The sequence below is a fragment of the Devosia marina genome, assembly GCF_009758415.1.
GTDB classification, from domain to species: domain Bacteria; phylum Pseudomonadota; class Alphaproteobacteria; order Rhizobiales; family Devosiaceae; genus Devosia; species Devosia marina.
Genome location: NZ_WQRF01000003.1, coordinates 384527 through 410185, shown reverse-complemented (window position 1 = coordinate 410185; position 25659 = coordinate 384527). Strand labels below are relative to the sequence as shown.

Here is a 25659-nt window from a genome sequence, read left to right as displayed (position 1 = left end):
GCCCCGAGGAGGCCGGCCATGTCACAAAAGAATAAATCAGAGTTGTCCGCTGTGGCGGAAACGGAACTCCGGCTCGATGAGGCTGCCGCCAACGTTGATGAAGAGACGCTCGTCAGCAATCAACGCGAATTTCTTGGAGCCAAGCACTGGCTGATCGCGACTGCCTGCGTGCTCTATTCCGTATTCCATCTGCTGGTTATGAATGTCTACCCGCTGGAAACCTGGGTCTATCGACTGTCCCACGTCGGTGGGGGCTTGGTCCTCGGCTTTCTCATCTTCAGCGCGGTCGACATCAAGTCAGACGGTGCCACGTCACGCTCGCCGCTTTCGCGGCTTGTCCTCGCGGGCGCCGCAGTCGGCGTGCTCTTCGGCTTCGCCATGTTTGGCGTTATCCTGTTCAGTTCGCTTGCTGCAAATGCACCAAGCGGTCCGGACTGGGCCATGGACCTATTCGGTCTGCCACTGTTTCTGGGCACCGTGCTGGCCATGCTGCACAGCTGGAAATTCCCCGACGAGCGCAAGCACAATGTGGCGCTGAGCGACGTTCTGCTGGTGCTCGCGACCATCGCCGCAATTGGCTACATCATCATCTTCGCTCGTCCATTGCAGCTACGCGCCGGTATGCCAATGGCGCTACCCTCTGACATGTGGGCGGCAGTTGTCGGCGTGCTGCTGGTGATCGAGTTGACACGTCGACTGGCCGGCATGGCGCTGGTGATCATCGCCGGCGTATTCGTCCTTTATTCTTTCGTAGGTCCTTGGTTGCCGGGCATTTTCTATCACCGCGGCTATGAGGTGAAACGCTTCTTCACTTATATCTTCACTGACAATGGCATCCTCAGCGCCCCGATCTCGATATCCTCGACCTACATCATTCTGTTCGTGATATTCGCGGCCTTCCTGCAGGTGACAAAGGTGGGCGAGTATTTCGTGAATTTCGCCTTTGCAGCGGCTGGTCACAAGCGCGGCGGACCGGCGAAAGTTTCTGTGTTTGCCTCCGGCCTCATGGGCATGATCAACGGCACATCTGCGGGCAACGTGGTGGCCACGGGCAGCCTCACCATCCCGATGATGCGCAAGGTCGGTTACCGGCCGCAGACCGCCGCGGCAGTGGAAGCGGCAGCGTCGACCGGGGGGCAGATCATGCCCCCGATCATGGGTGCCGGCGCCTTCATCATGGCCGAGATCACCGGCATTCCCTATGTCGAGATCGTCTACGCAGCGATCATCCCGGCGATTATCTACTTCCTCTCCGTTTATTTCATGGTCGACCTGGCCGCCCAAAAGCACGGTATGACCGGGCTTCCGCGTTCGGCACTGCCCAAATTTGGCAAGCTTTTGCGCCAGATCTACCTCTTCACTCCCATCGTGGTGCTGATCGGTTCGCTGCTGGCCGGCTATTCGGTCATCCGCTGCGGGACGCTTGCCATGGCCTCTGCGGCTGTAGTTTCATGGCTCACTCCCCACAAGATGGGGCCGCTTCAGCTTTTCCGTGCCCTCGAAATGGGCGCACGGATGACCCTGCAACTGGTGGCCGTCTGTGCCACTGCCGGCATCATCGTTGGCGTGATCGCGCTGACCGGTATTGGATCGCGTTTTTCGTCCGTTCTCCTGGGCTTGGCGGAGCATAGCCAGCTTCTGGCGCTCGGTTTTGCGATGATCGTATCGATCGTCCTTGGTATGGGCATGCCAACGACCGCGGCTTATGTGGTTGCCGCAAGCGTCATGGCTCCTGGTCTGATCAATCTCGGCATCGAGCCGTTGACCGCTCACTTCTTCATCTTTTACTTCGCCGTGATGTCAGCCATTACCCCGCCGGTAGCGCTTGCGGCCTATGCTGGCGCTGCTTTGTCAGGATCAGATCCGGTAAAAACCAGCGTGGAGAGCTTCAAGCTTGGTCTTGCTGCCTTCATCGTGCCGTTCATGTTCTACCTGTCGGACTCGATGCTCCTGCAGGGCACCTGGATCGACGCAATTCATGTCACAGCGACGGCTTCCGTAGGCGTGTACTTGCTTTCCTCTTCAGTGCAGGGCTGGTTCTTCGGGCACGCAAATAACTGGGTGCGCCTGGGCCTGTTGGCGGCAGGTATAACGATGATCGAAGCCGGTTGGCTGACCGATGCGATCGGGGTGGCGGCCGGTGTTGTTCTCTACCTGGTGCAGAAAAAATCTGCCTCAAGAGAGACAGCGACGGCGCAACAGTGAACTATCTGCAGGTCTGAGGATACGTTCACCTTAAACAGCGGCCCGGATGATCCAAATGGCGGATCCCCGGGCCGTTGGCGTGTTCTGTTTGCCCTATCGGGGACGGTGGGCGTTTGCAGCTATCTGCAGCAGTCACGAGTCCGCGCCGCCGGGGCACCTCGACCCGACAAGTACAAAGTGCTGCAAGGCGGTTAAGTCACACCATCCACAGTCAGCCTCAAGTGCGCTGCCGAGGAGAATGAAAATGAGTATTGTGCAAGGCGGGCGCTCAAGGACCGCAGATAAAGGCAATACGGTGCTTCTGGGATCGGGATGGCCGCATGCGCGATAGAGTGCTGTTCGAGATTGCTATCGACAGCAAATTGTGCGGCCGCGACCTCAAAAAGCTCAAAATCGGTGTACTGTTGACCGTCATGAAGCTCACGACAGGACGATGGTCATTCACCATTTGACACTCCAACCGTGCAGTTCGAGACTATAATAGACGCAGCAAAGTTTTCTCGGATCCTTTTCTCGCTTTGTTTTACGATCTTTGTTCATGGATGGCCTGTGCTATCCAGAACCTGCGTCAGGAGCACGGTCCTCTTGGAACGGTCTATCCAAGAAGTGGGTTTCGCGCCAATTTGCCAGGAAACCAAGGCGACAGGCCTCGTTCCTAATCCTGCTTGGCGCGGTCTTTGGCGCCAACGATCCCGAGCGGTGAAATCAAGTTGGATGGGGCGGTCGTTTTGTTCGTCCGGATCCGAACTAGAACCACTGGTGGGACGATCTGGCGGCGCGAGACGGTCTTTCGCTGGCGGGCGGAGGTTCAGGAGGGCCTGAAGCGGCGTGCCGACTGAGTGACCTGACGGCACACGGGTTCCTCGTCCGCTAAAAGTCAAATTCCAGCTTTGCCGGACCGACCGAATGCGGCCTTCAAACGGTCATACACACAGCTGTTTGCGCCACAACCAGATAGCGCGACCCGTCGCGCTGATTACCTCTCTTCCAACTGCGTGTCCTGGTAGTCGTACATTTCCCGTCGCTTTGCAGAAAAAACCAAGCGCTTGCAATGATGGTTTGGAAATTTATGGGTTTCAAACCATCTGTTTCCCCTGCAGGGTGAGAGGGCCAGCCATGGCGCCTCAGGCGTCAAGTTATTGACGCGAAAGCATGAAACGTTCTGGTCCCCGATCGGCTTTGGGCGAGATTTGTCGCATCGACCCAAAGCAGGCATGATCAGGACGCAAGGAACCTGTGCTGGTGCATCGCCCGGCCGGAACACAGGGGGCAAGTCGAGTGGGCGGAAAAAGGCAGGCAAACATGCCCGGGAGCACGTTTCTTTCTCCAATGCTGGCGGCAGGCGCCATTCTGCTCAGCGTGGCGCTCTTGATCATGGGCAATGGCCTGCAGGTCATGTTGCTGCCCATTCGTGGCGGGCTGGAGGGTTTTTCTGCCTTTGAGGTCGGCCTGTTGGGTTCAGGTTACTTTCTCGGCTTCGTGGTGGGATGTGTGCTGACGCCACGCCTGATCATGCGCGCCGGGCATATCCGCACCTTCGCCGCGCTGGTTTCGATCGCCTCGGCGGCCGCGCTTGGCTATCCGATCGGGGTGGAATCGATGGTCTGGATCGTCTTGCGCATGATCACCGGCTTTTGCCTGGCCGGGCTTTATCTGGTGGTGGAAAGCTGGCTCAACGATCAGGCGACCAATGAAACGCGCGGCGCGCTGATTTCGATCTATGTTACGGTCAATTTCACCGTCATCACCCTGGGGCAGATGCTGGTTACGTTGTTCCAGCCCGACAGCTTCGTGCTGTTTTCCATCGCCTCCGTGCTGGTGTCGCTGGCGGCCGTGCCCATCGTGATGACGCGCTCGAGCCAACCGGCGCCCATCACCATAGTGCGGTTTCGGCCTGTGCGCATGTTCCGCCTGTCGCCTACCGGCACGGTTTCCATTTTTCTGATCGGCATGGCCACGGGCTCGTTCTGGTCGCTGGGACCAGCCTATGCCAGTGTTGCCAGCGGCAGTATCCGCGATGCGGCGCTGTTCATGAGTGCCGCCGTGCTGGGCGGGGCGGTGCTGCAATGGCCAGCCGGCAAGATTTCCGACTCCATGGACCGCCGCCAGGTGCTGATCGGGCTGGCGCTGTTCTCGATTGTCGCCGGCGGCGCGCTGGTTGTCCTGCCCTATGCCACCTGGCCCTGGCTGGCCATTGGCTTTGCCTTCGGGGCCGGACTGCTGCCCTGCTATGCTATTGCGGCTGCCCATATTTTCGACTTCGCCGACCGGGCGGATTATGTCGAGGTGTCCGCCGGCCTGTTGCTGATCAATGGTATTGGCTCGACCATTGGCCCCCTGGTGTCCTCGCTCAGTTTTGAATTGCTGGGTCCCGCCGGAATCTTTGTTACCAATGGGCTGGTGTTCGCCGTTCTGGTGGCGTTCGTGTCCGTACGGTTGACGCGACGCGAAGGTTTGCCAGAGGAGGAGAAGCAGAACTTCGATCTTGGCACCAGTGCCGCCGTTTCTGTGGTGGCAGACGAGGAAGCCATCCAGCTCAGCGACCTGGTGATCGAGGATCCGCTTGCCACGCACAATGAGACCACAGATCCCGTACCGTAGGGGCGGGTCCCGCCATTTGTCGTGGCGGGACCTCGCAAATGTCGAAGCCGTCAAATAAATCATACCAATGTCTGGCTCTTGCCGAGCAAAGCCATTAGCTTGACGCCACATTCCAGATTCAACCCCTACAATCGAGACGATCCATGGCTGAGCCTACCCTATTCGCCCGCTTCGTAGCCCTTGTCGGCGGCGCTGCCGTTGCCATCCGCCACGCGGGCGACGGCCCGAAGCCACATGCCTTCGGGACGACGCCGTCCATTCCGAACCCTAAGCCGCAGGGCAAGATTCCGACGCTGAAAATGCCGACGGCCAAGGGCTGGGAAGGCAACCACACGCCGACCCCGGCTGCTGGACTCAAGGTCAACGCCTTTGCGCGTGACCTGGTGCATCCGCGCAATATGCATGTGCTGCCCAATGGTGATGTGCTGGTGGCCGAATCCATGGGCGAAGAGGGTTCAGGCCCCCGCTCCATTTTTGATCATGCCATGCATGCGACCATGAAGCGGGCGCGGGCGGCGGGCAAAAGCCCCAACCGCGTCACCCTGCTGCGCGATGCGGACGGTGACGGCGTGGCCGAGGAGCGCCATGCCTATATCGAAAATGTCCGCCAGCCCTTCGGTATCGCCCTGATTGGCGACACGCTGTATGTCGGCGCCTCCGACGCGGTGCTGGCCTATCCCTATGTGGCCGGTGAAACCAAAATCACGACACCCGGCAAGAAGATCATGGACCTGATCCCGGGGGGACACTGGACGCGCAATCTGATTGCCTCCAAGGACGGATCCAAGCTCTATGTGGCCGTGGGTTCGCTGAGCAATATCGGCGATCATGGCATGGCGGCAGAGGAGAACCGGGCTTGCATCCACGAGCTGGATCTGGCGACAGGGAAGTCGCGCATATTCGGTTCCGGCCTGCGCAACCCGGTCGGCATGGCCTGGGAACCCGAGGGCGGCCAGCTCTGGACGGTGGTCAACGAGCGCGATGGTCTGGGCGATGAGACCCCGCCGGATTATCTCACTTCGGTGGTCGATGGCGGTTTTTATGGCTGGCCTTATTGCTATTGGAACCGCGTTGTCGACGACCGTGTGCCGCAGGATGCAGCCAAGGTTGCGAGTGCCAAGCAGCCCGATTACGCGCTGGGCGGGCATACGGCTTCGCTGGGCCTTTGCTGGCTGCCCGAGGGCACGCTGCCCGGCTTTCCTGCCGGCATGGCCATTGGCCAGCATGGCTCGTGGAACCGGTCCAAGCTTTCCGGCTACAAGCTGGCCTTTGTCGAATTCCAGAACGGCAAGCCGGTCGGCATGCCGCGCGAAATCCTGGGCAATTTCCTCTCGCCCGACGAGAAGTATTCCTATGGACGCCCGGTCGGCGTTGCGCTGGCCAGCGACGGTTCCGTGCTGATGGCCGACGATGTCGGTGACGTTATCTGGCGCGTGACCGGCGCCTGATTTCCAGGCCCTTCAATGCAAGAACGCCGCGGTCATCCGCGGCGTTTTTTGTTTGTGAACAACGTTTCGATCAGGCCCGGGCTGTCATCCCACCCATCTCGTCTTCGATGTGGGCGCGGACAATGTCGTCGAAGCTGGTCTCGGCGGCAAAGCCCAGTTCCAACGCGCGCCTGGCGTCGAAATTCTGCGGCCAGCCGGCCACGATGCGGGCAATGGTTTCATCGGGCTCACGGCGGATCAGCCCGGTCGCGGCAGTGCCGCCAAAGCGTTCGAGAGCGGCTATCTCCTCGGCAATGGTCGCCGACAGGCCCGGCATGGTGAGGGTTCGGCGCTGGCCGAGCGGGGTGGTGTCGAGCGTTGCGGCATGGCGCAGGAAGCCGATGGCTGCCCGGGGGCTGGCGAACCAGTGCCGGACGCTCTCGTCAACAGGAAGCACGGCCTCCATGCCATTGAGCGGTTCGCGGATAATGCCGGAGAAGAAGCCCGAGGCCGCCTTGTTCGGCTTGCCGGGGCGCACGACAATGGTGGGCAGACGAATGCCGATGCCGTTCACAAAGCCACGACGCGAATAATCGGCCAGCAAAAGCTCGCAAATGGCTTTCTGCGTGCCATAGCTGGTCAGGGGTGTATGGGCCATGTCGTCCGGAATTGCTGCGGGCAGGGGCTCGCCGAAAACCGCGATGGAAGAGGTGAAGACCAGGCGCGGGCAATAGGGTTCCTTTGTGCCTTCTTGGCGGATGGCCTCGAGCAGGAACCGCGTGCCGTCAAGATTGATGGCATAGCCCTTGTCAAAATCGGCCTCGGCCTCGCCCGACACAATCGCTGCCAGGTGAAAGATCAGGTCTGGCCTGTCGGCAACCAGTCTTCCGGCTGTTCCGGGAGCAGAGAGGTCGGCGGCCAGGGTGTCGCAGGGAATGGTGGTATCGGGGCTATTGGGCGCCACCACATCCGCCAGCGTGAGCTTTTCGATGGGGGCACCGCCAATTCCGCCTGCCTCCAGCAGGGCCGAAGTGAGCTTGCGGCCAACCATGCCGGCGGCACCAATAATCAGAACATGCATCGTGAAAATTCCTCCGCCCGCTATTGAGCACTTACGGACGTGGAAGGTCCAGTGGCGCAAAGAAAAAGGCCGGTGTCTTCTGACGCCGGCCCGAATTTGCCAAGGCGGAGGTGGCGGTCCGCCACAAGCCGCTTAGTTGAAGCGATAGCGAACCGTGCCGCGCACTTCGTGGACCCAATTGTCGTCGACCGAGAACGGGTAGGCCGCCGTCGTGTTTTGGATGCGGTTGATATAGAGCGCGCGGTAGCCGACATCGGCAACCACCTGCCCGAAATCATAGCCCACACCGACCATGCCGGCAGCGGCAAGGCTGGTGTTTTCGCTATGCGAGGTTGCGCCATTCGGATCGGTGACGGTGGCGTTATTGAAAGCCACACCGGCACCTGCACCGACATAGCCGAAGGCCCCGCCGGCGGCGCCATAGCCGCTATCGTTGAAGCTGAAGTCATAATAGGCATTGGCGAGGAGCACGCTGGAGCGCAGCGAAAGGCTATGATTGCCCTCGACCAGGGGACCGGCACCATCGTCGATGGCGGCAGTCATGCCGTTATTGCTCAGATAGTCATAGGTAGCGTCGAAGCGCAGGCCCGTACCCGTCTCAAAACCGGCACCGGCGCCGATCGAGTAGCCATAGCCGAATTCGGTAATGCTGTAAGTCGAGGGGGTTGCCGTCGGGTGGTTGACCCGGTGTGCCCACATCAGGTTCAGGCCGGCGCTGCCGCGCAGGTAGAACGAGCCGGAATAGCCATAGTCCACATCTGGAATTTCGATGACAGGGGGATAGTAGGGCAGATCGGCAGCTACAGCTTGCCCTGCAATCATGGTCGCTCCTGCGACCAGTACTGCGGCGGATAGGTTACGCATAACGAAGGTCCTTTGGTTGCCACGACACCAAGTCGATTGCGACCAATATCCGGCAAACTTCTTAAGGCCCACTTAACCTAAAGATTTAACCCTAACGCCAAGCGAAATGTGATTGTTTACGAAGTATTACGCGCGCCCTGACGTGTTATTGCTTTGGCAATATTTGACAGGGGCGTCAGGCCACCTCACGGATGGCGGCCTCGATCTGGCCGACCACGGTTTCCACCAGCATGGCGTCGTCTGCCTCGCCCATGACCCGGATCACCGGCTCGGTGCCCGAGGCACGAACCACCAGGCGTCCTGCGGTCCCCAGCAGGGCCTGGCCATCGGCAATGGCCTGGATGACCTGTTTGTGCTCAAGCGGTTTGCCGGCTTTGAATTTCACGCTGCGCAGCAGTTGCGGCACTTTTTCGAAGCGGGCGCAGATTTCGGAAATCGGACGGTCCATCTGCTTGAGCACGGCCAGCAATTGCAGCGCCGCCACCAGACCGTCTCCCGTGGTGGTGAAATCTGACAGGATGATATGGCCGGACTGTTCGCCACCGACATTGAAGCCTTTCGAGCGCATGGCTTCGAGCACATAGCGGTCGCCGACCTGGGTGCGTTCCAGGGTCAGGCCGAGCTTGGTCAGGTGCCGCTCCAGGCCCAGATTGGACATCACGGTCGCCACGATGCCGCCACCCGTCAGCATCTGCCGTTCCAGCCAGCTTTCCGCAATGACAGCCATGAACTGGTCGCCATCGACCACATGACCCTTTTCATCGACAATGATGACCCGATCGGCATCGCCATCGAGCGCGATACCAATGTCAGCGCGGACTTCCTTTACCTTGGCGGCAACCGCCTCGGGGGCGGTCGAGCCGACCTTGTAGTTGATGTTGAAACCGTCCGGCTCAGCGCCGATGGTGAAGACTTCCGCGCCCAGTTCCCAAAGTGCGATCGGGGCGACCTTGTAGGCGGCACCATTGGCGCAGTCGAGCACGACGCGCAGGCCCGAAAGGTCGATGTTCCGGGGCAGGGTGCGCTTGGCATATTCGATGTAGCGGGTGCGCGCTTCTTCGTCGCGATGGGCGCGTCCGATATCGCGGCCCTTGGCGAGATAGCGCGTCATATCGCTGTCGATCAGCTTTTCGATCTCAAGCTCGATCTGATCGCTGAGCTTGTATCCGTCCGGCCGGAACAGCTTGATGCCGTTGTCGTCATAGGGATTGTGCGAAGCAGAGATCATCACGCCCAGATCGGCGCGCAGCGAGCGCGTCAGCATGGCCACGGCCGGGGTCGGCATGGGACCAAGCAGATAGACGTCCATGCCCACGGCCGTGAACCCGGCTGTAAGGGCCTGCTCGATCATATAGCCGGACCGTCGTGTGTCCTTGCCAATGACGACGCGATTACGGTGGTCGCCGCGAACGAATTTCGTGCCGGCGGCCATGCCGACCTTCAGGGCCAGTTCCGGGGTCAGTTTGGTGCCATTGGCCAAGCCACGGATGCCGTCGGTGCCGAAATATTTGCGGGCCATGGGTTCGTCCCCCGATTCACTGGTGTTGCGTGGATAATACCACTTTGGGTTGGAAATAGCGGAGTGTTTGACAAGAAAAAAGGGCCGCCTGCGGCGACCCTTAATGGTGATGCCCAATTGCCTCAGCTTTCGGGCTGCGGTTCCATGCCTGGTTCAGGCGGGGAATCGGGGCGCTTCTTATTGGTCTTGCCGGCCGAGGGCACACCGCTGGCCTTGGGCGCTGCCGGACCGCTATCGTCGGGCCGCTCGGGCTGCTTGCCATCCATCAGTGCGCGCAATTCGTCGCCGGTCAGGGTTTCGAATTCGAGCAGAGCCTGGGCAATGGCTTCCCACTGGTCGTGATAGGTGGTCAGGATATGGCGGGCGGATGCTTCGCCATCCTCGATCAGCTTGCGCACTTCCTGGTCGATGATGCGCGCCGTGTCGTCCGACATATGCTGGGACTGCGTCACCGAATGGCCCAGGAACACTTCCTGATCGTTCGACTTGTAGCGCACGCGACCGAGCTTTTCGCTCATGCCCCATTCCATCACCATGGAGCGGGCGAGGCTCGTGGCCATCTGGATATCGCCAGAGGCGCCCGAGGTGACCTTTTCCGGGCCGAATTTGATAATCTCGGCCTCGCGGCCGCCGAACAGCATGGTCAGCCGGGCCAGAGCCTTCTCGCGGGAGAAGGAATAGCTGTCATTTTCGGGCAGGGTCATCACCATGCCCAGCGCGCGGCCGCGCGGGATGATGGTAGCCTTGTGGATCGGGTCGATGCCGGCAACTTTCAACGCGATGATGGCGTGGCCGGCCTCGTGATAGGCGGTCAGCTTCTTCTCGTCATCGGTCATGGCCATGGTGCGGCGCTCGGCGCCCATCATGATCTTGTCCTTGGCGTCCTCGAACTCCTGATGGGTAACGAAGCGCTTGTTCCGGCGCGCCGCCATCAGGGCCGCCTCATTGACGAGGTTCATCAGATCGGCACCGGAGAAACCGGGCGTGCCGCGGGCTAGCACCTTGAGGTCAACATCGGGCGCCAGCGGAACCTTGCGGACGTGAACCTTGAGGACTTTTTCGCGGCCCGAGACGTCGGGGTTGGGCACCACGACCTGGCGGTCGAAACGGCCGGGACGGAGCAGGGCGGGATCGAGCACGTCGGGGCGGTTGGTGGCCGCAATCAGGATAATGCCCTCATTGGCCTCAAAGCCGTCCATCTCGACCAGAAGCTGGTTCAGGGTCTGCTCGCGTTCGTCGTTACCACCGCCGAGGCCCGCGCCACGCTGGCGGCCGACGGCGTCGATTTCGTCGATGAAGATGATGCAGGGTGCGTTCTTCTTGGCCTGTTCGAACATGTCGCGGACGCGAGACGCGCCGACACCGACGAACATTTCCACAAAGTCAGAACCGGAAATGGTGAAAAAGGGCACATTGGCTTCACCGGCCACCGAGCGGGCCAGCAGGGTCTTACCAGTACCCGGAGGGCCGACCAGCAGCACACCGCGCGGAATACGGCCGCCAAGGCGCTGGAACTTGCCGGGATCGCGCAGGAACTCGACGATTTCCTCAAGGTCCTGCTTGGCTTCGTCGACGCCTGCGACGTCCTCGAAGGTCACCTTGCCCTGGGTTTCTGTGAGAAGCTTGGCGCGCGACTTGCCAAAGCCCATGGCGCCGCCGCGACCGCCGCCCTGCATCTGGCGGATGAAAAAGAACCACACGCCGATGATGACGAGGAACGGCAACCAGCTCGAAAGCAGGATGGACCAGAAGGGGCTCGATTCCGGCGCGCGGGCGGTGATGCTCACATCGCGGTTTTCGAGCTTGGTGATCACATCGGCGCCATCGGGAATGATGGTTTCGAAACGGGTGCCGTCATTGAGCTGGCCGGAGACCACATTGTCGGTGATGGTGACGGTGGAAACACGTCCCGCATCGATGTCGGTGACGAACTGGCTGTAGCTCTTTTCGGCCACGGACATGGTGCGCGTGGACGACTGGAAGACCTGGAACAGGCCCATCAGCATGAAGAGAATGACCAGCCAGATGGCAAAGTTGCGGAAGTTTCCGTTCATCAAATCCTGTCCCGGAGAGGCCGGCGCACGGGGCGCGCCAGTATTGGGGCGAATGTAAGACCCTCAATGGGGCGTTACAAGGGCAAGACCTGTGCTGTTCCGGCCTTCCCGTCCAGTCATATTGTCGCGATGGGGTTAATACGCGGTGGCGAGACAAGGATGCATGGCCAAGCGCCGGACCGCGTTTCCGCCTCCGGATTTGAAAATGGACGTGTTCCGAGGCGCGTATGGGGGAGGAATTGGGTGCGGGGATAAAGTTTTTGGATTGGCGAAATTGTCGAAGGGATACCCCCGCGTAACTTGCCATTCGCGCACAGCGCTCATGGCCTTCTTCCCTCAAATTGTGCCACCGGCGCGATTTGGCCTGCGGCACTGAGCGAAGCCCCTGATAGGGGGAGGGACCGATCCGGCACGCCATACTTTCAACGATACACCACTTCTCCTCCCCCTATCAGGGGAGGCCGGGTGGGGTACTGCGAGACGAGTTAGATGGCAGATGTCGACCCCATTGCAGACGGTCCAACCCTTGTCGACGACGGTGTGTAGCGGACGTTCAGGTCAACCGTCTTCGCGCTTCTCAGCATCGCATTCGGACACTTGGCCCCCTATCCATTCGCGTATGTGGTTGGCGGCGGTTTCAACAGATAGATTAGTGACATCTAATTTGAGAAGCTTGGATGCCGTTCGTCCAACGAGTGGCCTCTGAAGGCTGTGCCACCGTCTCGCATAATCGGCATCGACCGGCTTTCGCGATGAGAGACGGCCCGGCGACGTAATCCTGCGGATGTTCTCCTCCAATGAACAGTGGAGGTGAACGACGTAAAGCGGTCCGCGCGCTTCCGCCAATCTAAGGTATCGGCGCCAGGTTTCTGAGGCCCAGTCGGATTCGTCCGCCAGCGCCTCTGTGAAGATGATCGGCTGCTGGAGGGGCAGTATTGCCATAAGGTCGTCAGCGAGAGACCAGATTTTGCGAATGGTGCTGAAAAATTCATCAGACTTATGGTCCGCCAGTGCCAACGAGAGATTGTAGACAGTGTGAACGTCCAACAAACGCCCGCCAATTCGCTCCGACAGATTCTTGCCGATGCTAAGTTTTCCGGTGCCTGGGTTTCCGTTGATCAGAACCAACATCTGGCCGTCCTCCTTCGAGATAGCCCCTGTGTTGCAGTGCTTAGGAGATACAATAATCAGTGTCCGCTTACAGTAACTCGCGACCAGTAAAAGACTGTCCCCATCCCACCCCTATAGCCGCCCAAAACAAAAAGCCCCGGCTCATCACCGGGGCTTCCTAATCTTCACTGTCACGTCGTTCAGGACCCAGCCGCTTCCTTGACCGCTTCCTGCACCTTCTCGAACGCCCGCACTTCGATCTGGCGGATGCGTTCGCGGCTGACCTCATATTGCTGGGCCAGCTCCTCGAGGGTCGATGGGCTTTCCTGCAGGCGGCGCGCGTGGAAAATGGCGCGTTCGCGCTCATTGAGCACATCCATCGCCTTGTTCAGCATGCCCATGCGCTCGGAATATTCCTCGCTTTCGCCCAAGCTGGTTTCCTGGTCGGGCGTGTCGTCGACCAGCCAGTCCTGCCATTCGGAGGTGCCTTCATCGGCCCGCATGGGTGAATTGAGCGAGGCGTCGCCGGAGAGGCGCGAATTCATCTGCACCACTTCGTCCTCCGTGACGTTCAAGGTCGTGGCGATCTGCTTGATCTGATCGGGATGCAGCGAACCGTCCTCAAGCGCAGCGATCTGGCCCTTCACCTTGCGCAGGTTGAAGAACAGCCGCTTCTGAGCAGCGGTGGTGCCGATCTTGACCAGGCTCCAGGAGCGCAACACATATTCCTGGATAGCGGCACGAATCCACCACATGGCGTAAGTCGCCAGGCGGAAGCCCTTTTCCGGCTCGAAACGCTTGACCGCGTGCATCAGGCCCACATTACCCTCCGAGATCACCTCGGAAATGGGCAGGCCATAGCCGCGATAGCCCATGGCGATCTTGGCCACGAGGCGCAAATGGCTGGTGATGAGCTTCTGGGCCGCGCCGGGATCGGCGTGCTCCTTGTAGCGTTTTGCCAGCATGTATTCTTCATCCGGTTCCAGCATGGGGAACTTGCGGATTTCCTGAAGATAACGGCTAAGGCCACCCTCGGAAGAGAGGACCGGTAAATTCGTTTGGGCCATGGACGCACCCCCTTTCAATTTCCCCCGCTACCCGGGCGGAATTTCCTCCGCCGTCCCTCAGGCACAGCGGCGGAACATGAGGACTATATAAGTTGCAGTTTGGCGAATTTAAGAGACTGAAGGGAATCAAACGCTACAAAGCGTAGCTGGTTCCCGCCTGCTCCTCACCTTTCATCGCCAATATACGATAAAAGCATTTGTAAGAGAAGACACTTTGGTGTGACAGCGCCCTTTCGCGGCTGCCGCAAGCTGATTAATCTGGGCTCATGTCAGATCCCGTCATCATGCCCGTTCCGGTCTTTTCCCTCCTGTGCAATGCCGCGTTTGCGCTGCGGCGCGCGGTTTTCGTGTGGGAGCAAAAGGTCCCGCAGGAAGAAGAGCACGATGATTACGATCTGACGGCCACCCATTTCGTTGCGCTCGTCGAAGGAGAGGTGGTGGGCACGCTGCGGCTGATCGATCTGCCCGAGCATACCAAGATCGGCCGCGTGGCGGTCCATCAGGCCTTTCGCGGTCGGGGCATTGCGCGCAAGCTGATCGCCGCGGCCATGGCCCATGCGCGCGAACGCGGGCAGGATCGGTTTTATCTGACTGCGCAATCGGACAAGCTGGGCTTCTACGAAAGTCTGGGCTTTGTCGCCTTTGGCCCCGAATTCATGGATGGCGGCATGCCGCACCGGGCCATGCGCGACTATGACAAGCAAAGCGCCGTGCTGGTCGATTAGCAATCCATTAACGCATTAACCCGGAGCGGTCTGGCCGGCCAAATTGCTTGCGCTATGGTGGGTTTTGTCGGCCTCCTTGCGCGCCCCATGCCGCGCCGCTGGAGGCCGAAGCATCGACCGGCGTGAGCGCAGACACGCATGGAAGGGCCACAATAACATAACCCGGTTAACCGGGAGGCAGACAAAGCCGGCGCTGTAAATCAGTCGCCGGCTTTTTCTTTTGGTTCCCGATGTGGGTGCAAAAAAAGCTGCGGAACGGGTCGCCCATTGCCTGCGTTCATCGCTCATCAACGGGCCGCACGACGCGCTACCGGCAAGTTTTGCGCCGTACGGCCCTGTTCACGTAACGATGAACCATTGGAGCTTACTATGATCCGCACCCTTCTTACCAGTTCGGCTCTTGCCCTGGTGCTTGGCACCGCCGCGATCGCCCAGGACACGACCACCACTGTTACCCCTGCCACCACCGAGGCGCCGGCCAATGAAATGGCGCCCGCCGATGGCGCTGCCACGCCCGTGACCGGCGATACTGCCGTTGAACCCATGAGCCAGATCGAAGCGCGCGAGCCTTGGGACATGTCCGCCGGCTACACTTTTGGTGAAGGTGATGCCCTGGTCTCGGAAGTGATGGGCGCAACGATTTTCTCGAGCGGCGCTGAAGATGCGGAGTCTATCGGCACTGTCAACGACCTGGTGATCTCTGCCGACGGTGAGATCCATGCCGTGGTGATCGGTGTTGGCGGCTTCCTCGGTATTGGCGAGAAGAATGTCGCCGTCGATTTCGCTGAGCTTGAGCACACGGTCGCCTTCGACCAGACCGAGCGCTGGGTGCTGGCCACAACGGCCGACGCGCTGAATGCCGCACCGGAATTCGTCTGGGAAGAAAACCTGAACGGCGATCCGGCAATGGCGCCGGCCGATCCGGCGATGGCACCGGCTGACCCGGCAATGGCCCCGGCAGAGCCAGCGATGGCCCCGGCCGATAACGCCATGGGCACTGGTCAGGGCATGATGCCGCGTGAAGGTTATGCCACTGTCGAGACCGATGCTCTGACCGCCGAAAACCTGACCGGTGCCACCGTTGTCGGTCCGGATGGCGAAGACATTGCCGTGGTTGGCGATATCCTGCTGACCGAAGATGGTCAGATCGATGCCATGCTGATCGATTTCGGCGGCTTCCTGGGTATCGGCGAAAAGCGTGTTGCCGTAACGCTGGACAATCTCGAATTCGCCTCCAATGACGCTGGCGACCTTCTGATCTACAGCGACTTCACCCGCGAGCAGCTCGAAGCGCAGCCGGAATATGACGAGGCGACCTATGCCGACGATCCGGCGCAGCGCGCCACCGACATGTAAGGCATCCTCATATACCAATAGCAAAAGGCCCGCTTCGGCGGGCCTTTTCGTGTCTGTTGCGTTGATTACTGGCGGCGGTAGCGCATACGCGCCACTTCGTCATATTCGGATTGTTCGATCTTGGCCTGCTCGTCTTTTTCGCGCTGGTGTTCGCGCTGGTCGAGCAGCTCGACCTTTTTCAGATCTTCCAGGGCCTCGGCCAGAGCGTCCTGGGCGGCTTCGAGCTTGGCCTTCATGTCATTGGCGGACGCCAGCAGATTGTCGCGGCGAGTCAGCGCGGCCTTGGCAAAGGTCGAATAGGCAAAGTGAGCGGTGTCTGAAATGCCGGTCTTGGTGTGCTCGATCTCGATCTGCTGGTCGAGTTCGGACGCCATGCGCTCGAAGTCGGCGACCATCATCTCGATCTGCGCAACCTGCCGGCGCTTCTCGTCAACCTGGAACTTCTTGAGCCGAATGAGGCTCTCGCTGCGCGATTTCAAGACCTGTACTCCTTACACATCAAGTCAGTCCGGACCGGCTCATACACATTCAGCCTGCCCTTCAGTCCCGCGCATCCGCCTCGGCGATCAGTCCGGCGAGCATGGCATAGCCCTCGGCAATCGTCGTCGTCTCGTCCCTTTGCTGGCCCAGAAAGGCTTCCAGCTTGGGGAAGATAGCGATGGCGCGGTCCACATTCGGATCTGACCCTTTCCGGTAAGCCCCCAGCCGGATCAGTTCCTCCATGTCCGAAAATATGGACATGAGCTCCCGCGCCCGAGACAGGGTGGGCCGAATGTCTTCGGGCACACAGCCTGGCATGGTCCGCGAGATGGACCGGAGCACATTGACGGCCGGGTAGCGTCCCCGTTCGGCAATGCCGCGCTCCATTACAATGTGACCATCGAGAATGCCGCGCACGGCATCGGCAATGGGCTCATTGTGATCATCACCTTCCACCAAAACGGTAAACAGTCCGGTAATGGAGCCAGAATTCGGCTTACCCGGTCCCGCGCGTTCGAGCAGGCGCGGCAATTCGGTAAAGACGGTCGGCGGATAGCCCTTGGCCGTGGGTGGCTCGCCAATGGCCAGGCCAATCTCGCGCTGGGCCATGGCAAAGCGGGTCAGGCTGTCCATCATGCAGAGCACGCGGCGGCCGCTATCGCGAAAATATTCGGCAATCGACATCGAGATGAAAGCAGCCTGGCGGCGCATCAGCGCGGCTTCGTCACTCGTGGCCACCACAACGACAGCCCGCGCGAGCCCCTCTTCGCCAAGATATTCCTGGATGAACTCGTGCACCTCACGCCCGCGCTCGCCGATGAGACCAATCACGGAGACATCGACATCGGTGTTGCGGGCGAGCATCGACATCAGCACTGACTTGCCTACGCCCGAGCCGGCAAAGATGCCCATGCGCTGGCCTTCGCACATGGTGGCAAAGGTATTGAGGCACCGTACGCCCAATTCGATCGGCTCGCCGACGCGGTCACGGTCATGCGCGGCCAGGGGCGATTGGCGCAGTGGATAGGACGTCTCGCCCATGGGAAGGGGCCCCAGCCCGTCAATGGGTTCGCCCTTGGCGTTGACCACCCGGCCCAGCCAACCCTTGGACGGATTGACCGAGCCGTCATGGCGGCGAAAGACGGCCTTGCAGCCCAGCCGCACACCGCCCAGTTCCCCGAAGGGGAGGCAGAGGGCGTGGCCGTCGCGGAAGCCGATGATCTCGGCACCAAGATGGTGCCCGTCGGTGGCCTCGATGGTCACCCGCCCGCCCACGCGCAGTTCGCGCACCGGCCCCACGATTTCGATCAGCAGTCCTTGTACGGACTTGACCCGTCCAAACACTTCCACGTCGTCTATGGCGTCGATGGCCGATATCAGGGCCTTCATATTCATGCCGCGTTCCAGGAATCGTTTATCTTGGGGGTCCAGGAGGTGACCCGGGTGCCACAATTATGGTTTCTTGGGGTGCTCGACTCGCGCCGAGCGACGAATCGGATGGTAACCGATCATTAACGCAAAAGCGCTATTGGCTGAGATGATCGGTGGATTGTGTCCTGTGGCGCAAATGTGGCCGAACTCCCTCCAAATGCCCTGAATGCCTGAGTCCTGAGAGTCTCTTGGAACTCTTTCTTAATGTAGTACCTTAAGAAATTTTCAGGTCATTTATCTTTATTTTTCAATAAGTTAAGATTAATTCATCCTAACGGCGTTTGCGTATTGCGGATCAGAATTAAACTTTGTTAACTAGTTGGGCTTAGGCTTGAAGTCATATCCAGTAGGGTTGGAGCGGGAAGGGCAGATTGGCTCGGCCTCCCGCGGGTTCCAGCAGGAACGAATGACAAGGGGAATATAATGCGGGTACTCCTTATTGAGGACGACAGCGCGACAGCGCAGAGCATCGAATTGATGCTGAAGTCCGAAAGTTTCAACGTCTATACCACCGATCTCGGTGAAGAAGGCGTGGATCTCGGGAAGCTATACGACTACGATATTATTCTGCTGGACCTGAACCTGCCGGATATGAGCGGTTACGAAGTCTTGCGGACACTTCGCGTCGCCAAGGTTCAGACGCCCATTCTTATCCTGTCCGGCCTCGCCGGCATTGAGGACAAGGTTCGTGGTCTCGGCTTCGGTGCCGATGACTACATGACCAAGCCCTTCCACAAGGACGAGCTCGTGGCCCGCATCCACGCCATCGTTCGCCGTTCCAAGGGCCATGCCCAGTCGGTAATTTCCACCGGCGATCTGATGGTCAATCTGGACACCAAGACTGTCGAGGTCCAGGGCGCCCGCGTGCATCTGACCGGCAAGGAATACCAGATGCTGGAGCTGCTTTCGCTCCGCAAGGGCACGACGCTCACCAAGGAAATGTTCCTCAACCACCTCTATGGCGGCATGGACGAGCCGGAACTGAAGATCATCGACGTCTTCATCTGCAAGCTGCGCAAGAAGCTCAGCGTTGCGACCGGCGGCAAGAATTATATCGAAACCGTATGGGGCCGTGGCTATGTGCTGCGTGAACCCGATGACGCCGAAGGCTACGCCGAAAACGTCGCCTGAGCCATCGGACCGATCATATTTGAGCCTCGCGTGGCCTGGTCGCGCGGGGCTTTTCTTTGCCTGTCTGAGCAATAAGCGCGGACAAAGCGCACGGAATTCGGAACCGGCCCGGCCGCGCAACGTTTCGCCCTGATACAATTTCAGGGGGAACTCATATGGCCGACCTCTCTAATCGTCTGCGCGAACCACTTGTCCTGACTGTGCTCATTATCGCCGTTGCCGGTTGGCTGGCCTTTGTGGCCATGTGGATGAACAGCACCGGGCAGAATGAACAGTTGCGGGCCGAAATGGCAGCGTTGACCGCCGAACGCGATGCTGCCCAGCAGAACCTGGCCGAGCGCGAAGAGACGGCCGGCGCGCTGGACAGTGCCAGGGCCGAATTGGAAAGCGTCGAGGCGGAACTGGCCGCGGCCAATAGCCAGCTCGAAGCGGCTAACCAGGATTTTGAGGCCCGCAATGGCGAGCTTGAAAGCGTTTCGCAGTCCTTGACGGCGACGCAGGAGGAAGTCGCCGCGCTCGAGGCGCGCGCAGAGGAGGCGACCGCCTCGGTTCAGGAACTGGCCGCGCGTCAGGCGGCGCTGCAGTCAGAGATCCAGAGTTCCAGCCGGCAATTGAACGATGTCGGTTCGCGTCTGGAAGAGGCGCGCCGGCAGGAAGAGACGGCCACAGCCAATGTCGCGCAGCTCGCCGACGAGGCGGCCGAAGCCACGGCCAGCCTGGCGGAAACGCAAAGCCGCCTGCAGTCGGCGCGCGAAGAGCTGATGGCCGCTCAGGACGAGAGGGCAGCGCTTGCCCAGCAGGCTGAAGCAGCGGGTGCCGATCTGGCTGCTTTTCAGGAGCAGGTCGATGAACTGACGACACAGCGCAATCGCCTTGAGGAAGATGTCCAGGGGTATCAGGAACAGTTGCAAACCCTGCAGCCACAGGTCGAGGAATTGACCCAGACCCTCGCCGAACGGTCGCGGGAGCTGGAAGAGATCGAAGCGCGCATCGCATCGCAAGTGCCTGAAGAGGGCGCCGAACGGGCCCAGCAGGCTCGGATTTTCGAGGTCACGGCCGACGGTGAGGCCAACGGATTGCGCCTCACCCTTGGCGAAGATGGCCGGTTCGAAATGCAGGACCGTACCGGCACCCTGGTCGAGGGCGACTACAGGCTCGGGAATGGCGAACTGGTGCTCTCTGAAGTCACCGGACATGTCGGCACCGCCCGCTTCCCAATGACCTGCCCCATTGAGGACGGTGCTGCCGGTCTGACCATCGGCACGGCGGAAGGTTGTGTGATCGGCGGACTGCAGTTCGAGGTGCGTGAGTAAGGCGGGAGGCACGCTGGCTCTTGGCACGAAATCCTCCTCTATCGGACCGCCTTTGGAGGACGCTCGTATTTTGACTTGACCTTATGACCCCAGCATAGATGCTTTCCCGCGATTTGGGCGCACCACTATCGGGAGGATGGCCGGTTTGGGTGATGGGACAACCAAAGGGCGACAGGAAACGGACGGCGCCATTGCCGCGGTTTGGCGGGTGGAGCAGGCGCGCGTCATCGCCGGTTTGGCCCGCATGGTGCGCGATATCTCCCTGGCCGAGGAACTGGCACAGGAAGCGTTGATGGCGGCGCTGAAGAATTGGCCGGACGCCGGTGTACCGCGCAATCCGGGCGCCTGGTTGATGCAGGCGGGAAAGCGCAAGGCCATCGACTATTTCCGGCATCGCAAGATGGCCGCCGGCAAGCTAGAAATGCTGGGCCGGGAGATGGAAGATCAACGGCCCGACGCCGAAACGGCGATCCACGAGCAATTGGACGACGAGGTCGGGGATGATCTGCTGCGGCTGATCTTTACATCCTGTCATCCGGTGCTGCCGCCCGAAAGCCGGGTGGCATTGACCCTGCGGCTGATCGGCGGATTGACCACCGAAGAGATCGCCCGCGCGTTCCTCGCCAATGATACGACAATCGGGCAGCGCATCGTGCGGGCCAAGCGCACCATTGCCGAGGCGGGCGTCCCCTTCGAAGTGCCGCGCGGGGCCGAGCGTGAGGAGCGCGTGGCTTCGGTCCTGGGCGTGCTCTATCTCATCTTCAATGAAGGCTATTCGGCCACCGCCGGCGAAGACTGGATGCGGCCGCAATTATGCGAAGAAGCGATGCGCATGGGGCGCATCCTTGCCGCACTCATCCCCGAAGAACCCGAGGTTCATGGCCTTTTGGCCCTGATGGAGTTGCAGCATGCCCGGGCCAGGGCGCGCACCGACATGGCGGGCGATCCGGTGTTGTTGCCCGACCAGAACCGGGCACTGTGGGATCAAATGATGATCCGGCGCGGTCTCGACGGGCTGACAAAAGCGCAGCGGCTGGGCGGTATTGCCGGACCCTATACGCTGCAGGCCGCAATTGCCGCCTGCCATGGTCGCGCCCGCAAGGCCGAGGAGACCGATTGGCGCCAGATTGCAGCACTATATGGCCTGCTCAACCAGGTGACGCCCTCGCCGGTGATCGAGCTCAATCGCGCGGTGGCGGTTTCGATGGCCGAGGGCCCGGCGGCGGCGCTGCCATTGGTCGATGTCCTCAAGGCGAGCCCCGCCCTTGAGAACTACCACCTGCTCTATGGGGTGCGTGGCGATATCCTGCGCAAGCTGGGACGCCATAGCGAAGCCAATCTCGAATTCCGGCGGGCCGCCGAGCTGACGCGCAATGCGCGCGAAAAGGCTTTCCTTGAAGGGCGGGCGGAAGAAGCGACCTGAGTGGAATGGTCCGCTCGGGGAGCAGGCGGGACTGATTGCGCCTCAGAGTGCAGACGCTAGGCGGCTTCGGCCTTGTTCTGGAACTTGCTGATGAAAACGTTGCGATCAAACGGCTTCATCATATAGTCATCAGCACCGGCCTTGAGCGCCATTGCAATGGCGCCCACGTCGTTCTCGATCGTGCAATAAATCACGCGGGGCTTCTCGCCGCCGACATAGGCGCGCAGCAGCTTGAGAAATTCCAGACCGCTCATGATGGGCATGTTCCAGTCGAGCAGAATGGCGTCAGGCATTTCCTGGCGGCACTTGTCGATGGCTTCCTGACCGTCCTCGGCCTCGTCCACGATATAGTCGAGATCTTCGAGCAGGCGACGCGCAACCTTACGCACAACGCTTGAATCATCGACGATCAGGCAGCTACGCATGGAAGGGGCCCCTGGGGACGGTTGAGACGCTTTTTCCACTATGCCGCCCAATAGGTTGGCGAATGGTTAGCGCGCGGCGTCAAATTGCCTGCCAAAGACCCTAGCGCCTTGGGATATATCCCATGGTTGCAGATATTTACGTTCTATTCGGCGGCTGCCGCTGCAGCTTTGGGAGTGGCCGTGAAAAAGAACATATCGTCTTCCAGACCGATATTGAGCTCCATGTCGGTCATGCGCGCCAACAGCCCGGTATAGAAGGGCTGGATGCCCCGTGCATCGACCGAACCTTCTTCGGGCATGCCGGAGAGCAGACCAGTGGAACCTGATGGCACCAGCGTTTTCTGGCGCTTTTCCGGGTCGCTTTTCGAGGTGAACTCGAACTTTTCCTCGCCCGTGGCGCCCGTGATCGAAGCCGTAACCGTGCCGCCGCGTGGAACCGATCCGGCTGCAATGAGCAGCATGTTCATGAACAGCTTGGCCTTGTGCTTGGGCAGAAGGATCAGCGGCACGGTCCATTCGAGATCGGCTTTTTCGATTTCGAACAGGATGCGCGCCACGCGCTCGCATTCGCGCGTATCGATGTCGGTGCCGGCAGTCGAGGAGGCGCCATAGGCCAGGCGGGCGAATTCAAGCTTGGCGCGGCTCTGCTTGGCGGCGCTGGCGATCAGGTCCCGTGCACCTTCGGCCATTTCGCCTTGATTGGGGTCTGACAATACTTCCAGGCCGTTGCCGATGGCCCCGATGGGATTGATGAGGTCGTGGCAGACCCGCGAGCACAGCATGGCGGCGAGGTCGGTGGCCTTGAGCTCAATAATATCCATGGGTGCAGGTCTCCGTAGGCGCAATGCGCAGAATGGCGGCGAGAATCAGTACTGGGACAATAAAGCGCCCGAGGGCAGCGCACTACCGGGTCGAGAGCGTTTTGGACAGGGTGGTCCAATGTTCCTGGCCGCGTAGGGCCGCGGCATCCGGCGCCAATAGAAATGCTTCGCGATTGGCGGCCGAATAGAACATGAAGAGGCGCTGCTTGAAGACTGTGTAGATCAGCGGGTCGGCATCGGAAACAAAGCCGCGCGACATGCTCATGGCACCATGCCCGCCATATTGGGGCGCATAGATTTCCGGATTGCGCCGGAAGATTTCCATATTGGCGGCATTGGCGAACTGGAAGGGTGCACCTTTCCAGACTAGCTCGAAATCGGGCCGGCCGGGCAGGGGAGCCGGTTCGGTGAAATAGGAGACCGGATCCATGCCGCCGATCGCCTGCCCGGTCAGTGGGTCGGTCAGCACATAGGTGACGATGGATTGGGCCAGGCTTTGCTGAACCGTGGCCGGAAAGGGCCCGAAAAGCGGCAGAACAAGGGCGATCATGGTTAAGATTTGTTTAGAGATATGCTGCATGATTGGCCCAAATGATCGGGAATGCCGGGTCCAAGACTAGGGGCCAAGACCTTAAGGTCTTCGTAAGGGCAGCGATCGACACGGGAGATATGCCATGTTCAAGCGCCTTGCCCAGTTTGCCGCCCTGATTGGTGCTCTAATGGCCTTCAACGCCCCCGCGCTCGCCCAGGGGTCGCTGAGCGATACATTTTCGGGTGAGGAGCTGGTAGAAAGCGGCCGCGAGTTCTTCGGCTCTGCCGCGCAGGGCCTGGCCTCGGTGGTTGAGCGCGCCGTGGGCCAGTATGGCCAGCCCAATGGCTATATTCTGGGCGAAGAAGCGGGCGGGGCCCTGTTCATCGGCGCCAAATATGGCGAGGGCACGCTTTACACGCGCAATGCCGGTCAGTTCAAAATCTTCTGGCAGGGACCGAGCATTGGACTGGATGTGGGTGGGGACGGCTCAAAAGTGATGATGCTGGTCTATAACCTCTCCACCATCCAGGACATTTTGGGGCGCTATCCCGGCGTCGATGGCTCCGCCTATGTTATCGGCGGCGTGGGCATGACCGTGACCAAACGCGGCAATGTCGTGGTGGTGCCGATCCGTTCCGGCGTTGGCGCAAGGCTGGGCATCAATGTGGGCTATCTCAACTTCACTGCAGAGCCGACCTGGAATCCCTTCTGACGGGCTTTTCTCAATCAAATCATTGCCAAGCCGGGGACAACCGTCCCGGCTTTGTCGTGACGGCGGGCCACAAACCCGTTAGGGTTAACCAGTGCCAAAGATGGTTTCCGCCCGTCTTTGCTGCCAAAACCGGATAAGGGACTGTCCCAAGGCTGGCGCCTGCGCCGCCGGAGGCCGCATCGATGCTGATCGAAAACATCATGTATTTTGCGCTGGGCCTGCTCGTTGCAGGGCTGGTGGCGCTCATCATCATGCCAGCGGTATGGCGGCGGGCCGTGCGTCTGACCAAACGCCGCATCGAAGCGGCTACCCCCATCACCATGGCCGAATTCCGGGCCGACAAGGACCAGTTGCGGGCCGAGTTTGCTCTTTCTACACGGCGGCTCGAGATGAATGTCGAGGCGCTGCGCAAGCGGCTCGCCGAACAATTGAGCGATGCCAATCAGAAACGCACCGATCTGGGCGCGCTCCGGGCGGAGCGCGAAAAACACCTCGTCGTGGTTCGAGAGCTTGAAGAACGCGAAGTCGAGTTGCGGGCGCGCATTCTCGAACTGGAAAAGGAAGGCGCCGATCTCGGCAATCGGCTGCGCAAGCGTGATCGAGAACTGGAAGACCGCGCCGAAGAGGTCGAAACACTCCGCAATTCCCTGCGGGGCGGGCTTGCCAAGGCGACCAGGGTCGATGGCATTTCCCTCTCTGGCGATTATGAAGGCGATATCGACCAACTCACAGCGGCGCTGGCGATCGAGCGCAAGCGGGCGGCCTTTCTTGAAGACCAGGCGCATAGCCTGATCGATCGGCTGGGAAAATCCGATCGGCGCAGTGCCGAGGCCAGCGCGGCCATTGCCCAGATGCGCGATGCCCTGGCCGGGCGTGAAGCGCAACGCGAGATCGACGCCGAGGAACTGGTGGCTGCCGAGGCGCGCATTGCCAATGCAGAAAACCGCCTCAACGCCCTGTTGGCCGAAACCAGCCAGGTGGTGGAAAAGAGCGAAGATCGGGTCGAGCAATTGCTCGCCGACAGGCTTTCGATGGAAGAAGAGCTTGAGCGCCTGCGCTCCAAGGTGAGCAATGTCGAGGCCTCGATCATGGCCGATTGGGAAACCGAGCGGTTCGAGGAAGCGCACTTGCGCGAAAAACTCAACGACATTGCCGCCAGCGTCAGCCGGCTGGTGTATGCCGTCGATCACGAGGCGCCGGCCCAGGCCCAGCAGCCCGAAGAGAGCCTGTTCGACCGGGTTCAGCGCTTTGCCGATGATGGGGAGGGGCTGGACGTGTTGCCTACGCCTGCCAATTCCCAGCGCGGTACGGTGTCGGACCGTTTGGCGGCCCTCAAGGAAATTCAGGGGCGCTAGGGCTCAGCCGTATTCCGCCGGCCCTCA

Annotated in this window: 22 protein-coding genes; 11 read left to right on the top strand and 11 right to left on the bottom strand. The window is 60.4% G+C overall.

Going from position 1 to position 25659, the window contains the following annotated elements; genetic code table 11:
* The first annotated feature begins 18 nt into the window (after positions 1-18).
* The 4 genes from GO014_RS12965 to GO014_RS12955 all read left to right on the top strand — a co-directional run bounded on the left by GO014_RS12965 (position 19) and on the right by GO014_RS12955 (position 6254).
* Complete coding sequence (locus tag GO014_RS12965) at positions 19-2205, top strand: TRAP transporter permease (RefSeq protein ID WP_157290757.1); 2187 nt, start codon at positions 19-21, stop codon at positions 2203-2205.
* Positions 2206-2525: 320 nt separating this feature from the next.
* Positions 2526-2657 carry a hypothetical protein gene (locus GO014_RS19435; protein ID WP_281351201.1) on the top strand — a complete coding sequence of 44 codons (132 nt, stop codon included), beginning with the start codon at positions 2526-2528 and terminating at the stop codon, positions 2655-2657.
* Between the two features lie 850 nt (positions 2658-3507).
* A complete protein-coding gene (locus GO014_RS12960; protein WP_116590018.1) occupies positions 3508-4806 on the top strand; it encodes an MFS transporter in 1299 nt (432 codons plus the stop codon).
* Between the two features lie 143 nt (positions 4807-4949).
* On the top strand, positions 4950-6254 hold the full coding sequence (locus tag GO014_RS12955; RefSeq protein WP_157290756.1) for a PQQ-dependent sugar dehydrogenase: 1305 nt from the start codon (positions 4950-4952) through the stop codon (positions 6252-6254).
* 70 nt (positions 6255-6324) lie between these two features.
* Here the strand turns inward: GO014_RS12955 and denD are convergent, their stop codons facing one another.
* The 6 genes from denD to rpoH form a co-directional block, all read right to left on the bottom strand.
* Positions 6325-7314, bottom strand: a complete 990-nt coding sequence (gene denD, locus GO014_RS12950; RefSeq protein ID WP_157290755.1) for a D-erythronate dehydrogenase — start codon at positions 7312-7314, stop codon at positions 6325-6327.
* Between the two features lie 132 nt (positions 7315-7446).
* Positions 7447-8178 (bottom strand): hypothetical protein, encoded by a 732-nt coding sequence (locus GO014_RS12945; RefSeq protein WP_157290754.1) that lies wholly within the window; start codon positions 8176-8178, stop codon positions 7447-7449.
* 175 nt (positions 8179-8353) lie between these two features.
* Positions 8354-9697, bottom strand: coding sequence for a phosphoglucosamine mutase (gene glmM / locus GO014_RS12940; protein WP_116590022.1), 1344 nt, complete (start codon positions 9695-9697; stop codon positions 8354-8356).
* A gap of 122 nt (positions 9698-9819) precedes the next feature.
* Positions 9820-11751, bottom strand: a complete 1932-nt coding sequence (ftsH, locus tag GO014_RS12935) for an ATP-dependent zinc metalloprotease FtsH (protein ID WP_116590023.1) — start codon at positions 11749-11751, stop codon at positions 9820-9822.
* A 558-nt stretch (positions 11752-12309) separates the two neighbouring features.
* Positions 12310-12882 (bottom strand): AAA family ATPase, encoded by a 573-nt coding sequence (locus GO014_RS12930; RefSeq protein WP_157290753.1) that lies wholly within the window; start codon positions 12880-12882, stop codon positions 12310-12312.
* A gap of 179 nt (positions 12883-13061) precedes the next feature.
* A complete protein-coding gene (gene rpoH / locus GO014_RS12925; RefSeq protein ID WP_157290752.1) occupies positions 13062-13928 on the bottom strand; it encodes an RNA polymerase sigma factor RpoH in 867 nt (288 codons plus the stop codon).
* Between the two features lie 266 nt (positions 13929-14194).
* Here rpoH and GO014_RS12920 point away from each other — a divergent pair, with 266 nt between their 5' ends.
* Entirely contained in the window at positions 14195-14653 is a 459-nt protein-coding gene (locus GO014_RS12920; RefSeq protein ID WP_157290751.1) for a GNAT family N-acetyltransferase, read from the top strand.
* 369 nt (positions 14654-15022) lie between these two features.
* Positions 15023-16009 carry a PRC-barrel domain-containing protein gene (locus GO014_RS12915; protein ID WP_157290750.1) on the top strand — a complete coding sequence of 329 codons (987 nt, stop codon included), beginning with the start codon at positions 15023-15025 and terminating at the stop codon, positions 16007-16009.
* A gap of 65 nt (positions 16010-16074) precedes the next feature.
* Here the strand turns inward: GO014_RS12915 and fliJ are convergent, their stop codons facing one another.
* Together fliJ and fliI are read right to left on the bottom strand one after the other, a co-directional pair.
* Positions 16075-16488 carry a flagellar export protein FliJ gene (gene fliJ / locus GO014_RS12910; protein WP_104893206.1) on the bottom strand — a complete coding sequence of 138 codons (414 nt, stop codon included), beginning with the start codon at positions 16486-16488 and terminating at the stop codon, positions 16075-16077.
* A gap of 61 nt (positions 16489-16549) precedes the next feature.
* Positions 16550-17878, bottom strand: a complete 1329-nt coding sequence (fliI, locus tag GO014_RS12905) for a flagellar protein export ATPase FliI (RefSeq protein ID WP_157290846.1) — start codon at positions 17876-17878, stop codon at positions 16550-16552.
* Positions 17879-18343: 465 nt separating this feature from the next.
* Here fliI and ctrA point away from each other — a divergent pair, with 465 nt between their 5' ends.
* From ctrA to GO014_RS12890, 3 genes are all read left to right on the top strand, one after another.
* Complete coding sequence (gene ctrA, locus GO014_RS12900) at positions 18344-19051, top strand: response regulator transcription factor CtrA (protein WP_104893207.1); 708 nt, start codon at positions 18344-18346, stop codon at positions 19049-19051.
* A gap of 155 nt (positions 19052-19206) precedes the next feature.
* Positions 19207-20364, top strand: a complete 1158-nt coding sequence (locus GO014_RS12895; protein ID WP_157290749.1) for a coiled-coil domain-containing protein — start codon at positions 19207-19209, stop codon at positions 20362-20364.
* Positions 20365-20500: 136 nt separating this feature from the next.
* A complete protein-coding gene (locus GO014_RS12890; protein WP_157290748.1) occupies positions 20501-21787 on the top strand; it encodes an RNA polymerase sigma factor in 1287 nt (428 codons plus the stop codon).
* A 56-nt stretch (positions 21788-21843) separates the two neighbouring features.
* On the opposite strand, the gene GO014_RS12885 is transcribed toward GO014_RS12890, so the two are convergent.
* The 3 genes from GO014_RS12885 to GO014_RS12875 form a co-directional block, all read right to left on the bottom strand.
* Positions 21844-22212, bottom strand: a complete 369-nt coding sequence (locus GO014_RS12885; RefSeq protein ID WP_116590030.1) for a response regulator — start codon at positions 22210-22212, stop codon at positions 21844-21846.
* A 143-nt stretch (positions 22213-22355) separates the two neighbouring features.
* A complete protein-coding gene (gene chpT, locus GO014_RS12880; RefSeq protein ID WP_157290747.1) occupies positions 22356-23033 on the bottom strand; it encodes a histidine phosphotransferase ChpT in 678 nt (225 codons plus the stop codon).
* Positions 23034-23115: 82 nt separating this feature from the next.
* Positions 23116-23583: a YHS domain-containing (seleno)protein gene (locus GO014_RS12875; RefSeq protein WP_116590032.1), complete on the bottom strand. Its 468-nt coding sequence runs from the start codon at positions 23581-23583 to the stop codon at positions 23116-23118.
* 124 nt (positions 23584-23707) lie between these two features.
* Between GO014_RS12875 and GO014_RS12870 the strand changes: the two genes are divergently transcribed.
* Together GO014_RS12870 and GO014_RS12865 are read left to right on the top strand one after the other, a co-directional pair.
* Positions 23708-24277: a DUF1134 domain-containing protein gene (locus tag GO014_RS12870; RefSeq protein ID WP_116590033.1), complete on the top strand. Its 570-nt coding sequence runs from the start codon at positions 23708-23710 to the stop codon at positions 24275-24277.
* Between the two features lie 182 nt (positions 24278-24459).
* The gene (locus tag GO014_RS12865) at positions 24460-25632 is read left to right on the top strand and encodes a coiled-coil domain-containing protein (RefSeq protein ID WP_157290746.1); all 1173 of its coding nucleotides are present in this window, start codon (positions 24460-24462) and stop codon (positions 25630-25632) included.
* Positions 25633-25659: the final 27 nt, after the last annotated feature.